We start from the raw sequence: 2,637 nt of genomic DNA on the forward strand, positions 1-2,637 counted from the left end.
TGTGGCCGAGTGCGCAGGCGATCCAGCTCTTGCCGACGCCGGTCGAGACAGCGTCACAATGCCGGGTGTCCGGCGTTCGAGGTTTTGATCCTCTATCCGTTCCATCCTCGGGCCGGGCAGATGGTGCAGGTCGAGCACCGCAAGCGCTTCGCTGGCGAGGACCATCTGGTTGTGGTGCAGCCCGACGGGACACTCGCCCTGATCCCAGCCTGGATGAGCGAGGATATTGCCCGCTCTGCAACGCTCACAGCAAGCCCTCGGTTGGCTGTCGAAAGGCTCGTCGAGCTGCGGGCGCGAATCGATGCCCTTATCGCCTCTCAAGGCGGGGTATGGCCCCCGCGTGAAGGAGGGGATCATGCAACCAAGACGCCACTTGCAAGGGAGCCTGTTCGAGGAGGATCGCCAGACGCCGGAGATTCCGGCGTCGCAGAGAAGCACTCTCGTCCGCCTGATCGAGGGGCTGCTGGTCGAGGCCCTCGCCGACGGCGCCAATATCGAGACGGGCACGCCAACCACAGAGACGAGGGAGGCCGCTCATGAGCAAGGTCACGCCTGAGCACCTCGCCCGTCAGGCCGTCGTCTACATCCGTCAGTCGACGCCTGATCAGGTCGTCAAAAACCTGGAAAGTAAGCGCCGTCAGTACAATTTGCCGGAGCGCGCGCGACAGCTGGGCTGGAGCGATGTTGCCGTCATCGATGACGATCTCGGCCGCTCCGGCGGTGGCGTCGCGCGGCCCGGCTTCGAGAAGCTGCTGGCCGCCATCTGTGAGGTACGCGTCGGGGTCGTGGTCTCGATTGAGGCGTCGCGGCTCGCACGCAACGGTCGCGACTGGCACACGCTACTCGAGTTCTGCGGTCTCGTCGGCACACTGATCGCCGACGAGGACGGCGTCTACGATCCGCGACAGCCCAACGATCGCCTACTGCTCGGTATGAAGGGCACCATGAGCGAGATGGAGTTGTCGGTACTGCGCCAGCGCTCGCTCGAAGCGCTGAAGCAGAAGGCGCGCCGGGGCGAGCTGTTCATGACGGTCGCCGTCGGCTACGTGCGGGTCGGCCATAACCGCATCGAGAAGGACCCGGATCGGCGCGTCGGCGAGGCGATCGCGCTCGTCTTCGCCAAGTTCACCGAGATGCAGTCGGTGCGTCAGGTGCACTTCTGGTTCAGACACGAGCGCGTTCCGTTGCCCGCCGCAACCTATGGCGCCGAAGGCCGCCTGGTCGAGTGGAAGCTGCCGGTCTACAACACGATCCTGCACATTCTGACCAACCCAATCTATGCCGGCGCGTATGCATTCGGGCGCACCGGCAGCCGCATCAGCATCGAGGCCGGCCGTAAGAAGGTGGTTCGCGGCTTCAAGAAGGAGCGCAAGAATTGGGAGGTGTTGATCCCGAACCATCATGAGGGTTATCTGAGCTGGGCGGACCATGAGAGGAACATCGGCCTGATTGCGGACAACGCCAACGGCAAGAACCCGATGAGCCGCGGTGCCCTGCGTCGAGGTGAGGCTCTGCTCGCCGGCCTGCTGCGCTGTGGCCATTGTGGGCGCAAACTTCACGTCGCCTACTCCGGTAAGGACGGCAACACCGGTCGCTACCATTGTCGGGGCGGCGCCAACAATCATGGCGGTGACCCTTGCATCTCGTTCGGCGGCATGCGGATCGATCGTGACGTGGCCGCCGAGGTGATCGAGCGCCTGCAACCGCTCGGTATCGAGGCGGCACTCGCCGCGCAGGCTACGCGCAGCCGTGCGAACGAAGACAAACGCGGCCAAGTCGAACTGGCGCTGGAGCAGGCTCGCTATGAGGTCGGGCGCGCGCGCCGCCAATACGATGCCGTCGATCCCGACAATCGTCTCGTCGCCGCCGAGCTGGAAAAGCGATGGAACGACCGGCTGGCGGTCGTGCGCAATCTGGAGACCGAGCTGGAGGGACTGACGGCTTCGCCCGCTGTTGATCTCACACCTGCCGACAGGGAGCGGATGATGACGCTAGGCGCCGACCTGGAGCGTGCTTGGTCAAGTGCCGGCGTGCTACCCGAGACACGCAAGCGGATCGTGCGAACGCTGATCGACGAGATCGTCGTCCGCGTCGAGGACAACACGCTCGATCTGGTGATCCGCTGGCACGGCGGCGACCACTCCGCTCTCAAGGTCAAGAAGAATCGCTCCGGCCAGCACCGCTGGAGCGCAGCGGGAGAGACAGTCGATCTCGTGCGCGTGCTGGCGCGGCAGATGCCAGACAAAGCGATCGCGTCGGTGCTCAACCGATCCGGCAAAACCACGGGGCGCGGCAATGGATGGACCAAGTCGCGAGTGTGCAGCTTGCGTAGCCACAACGACATTGCAGCCTATCGCGAAGGCGAGCGCCGCGACCGCGGCGAGGTCACTCTGGACGAGGCGGCCGCGGCCCTCTCCGTCAGCCCGTCAACCGTGCGACGTCTGATCAAGGACGACCAGCTCGCGGCGAGCCAGCTTTGCAAAGGGGCACCTTGGATCATCAAAGCAGCCGATCTTGAGCGTCCTGATGTCAAACGAGCCGCCACCGCGCGGCGCCTCAGACGTCCGCCGTCCGGCACTCCGCTACAAAAAGAACTGGAAGTCTAACGAGATAGAAAGGTGAGCATTATGAAGCGGG

2 protein-coding genes and 1 pseudogene are annotated in these 2,637 nt (G+C 64.5%); all 3 read left to right on the top strand.

Translation table 11 applies throughout. The annotated features are described in order from the left end of the window. Positions 1 to 9: 9 nt before the first annotated feature. A pseudogene (locus FXB38_RS45135) lies at positions 10 to 297 on the top strand (DUF5372 family protein); the annotation flags it as partial. A gap of 58 nt (positions 298 to 355) precedes the next feature. Further along, positions 356 to 556: a hypothetical protein gene (locus tag FXB38_RS44155; RefSeq protein WP_148755229.1), complete on the top strand. Its 201-nt coding sequence runs from the start codon at positions 356 to 358 to the stop codon at positions 554 to 556. Beyond that, on the top strand, positions 537 to 2,606 hold the full coding sequence (locus FXB38_RS33560; protein ID WP_148755230.1) for a recombinase family protein: 2,070 nt from the start codon (positions 537 to 539) through the stop codon (positions 2,604 to 2,606). The genes FXB38_RS44155 and FXB38_RS33560 overlap by 20 nt, the downstream gene beginning before the upstream one ends. The last annotated feature ends 31 nt before the right edge of the window (positions 2,607 to 2,637 follow it).

Origin of the sequence: Bradyrhizobium cytisi, assembly GCF_008123515.1 — a bacterium.
Lineage (GTDB): Bacteria > Pseudomonadota > Alphaproteobacteria > Rhizobiales > Xanthobacteraceae > Bradyrhizobium > Bradyrhizobium cytisi.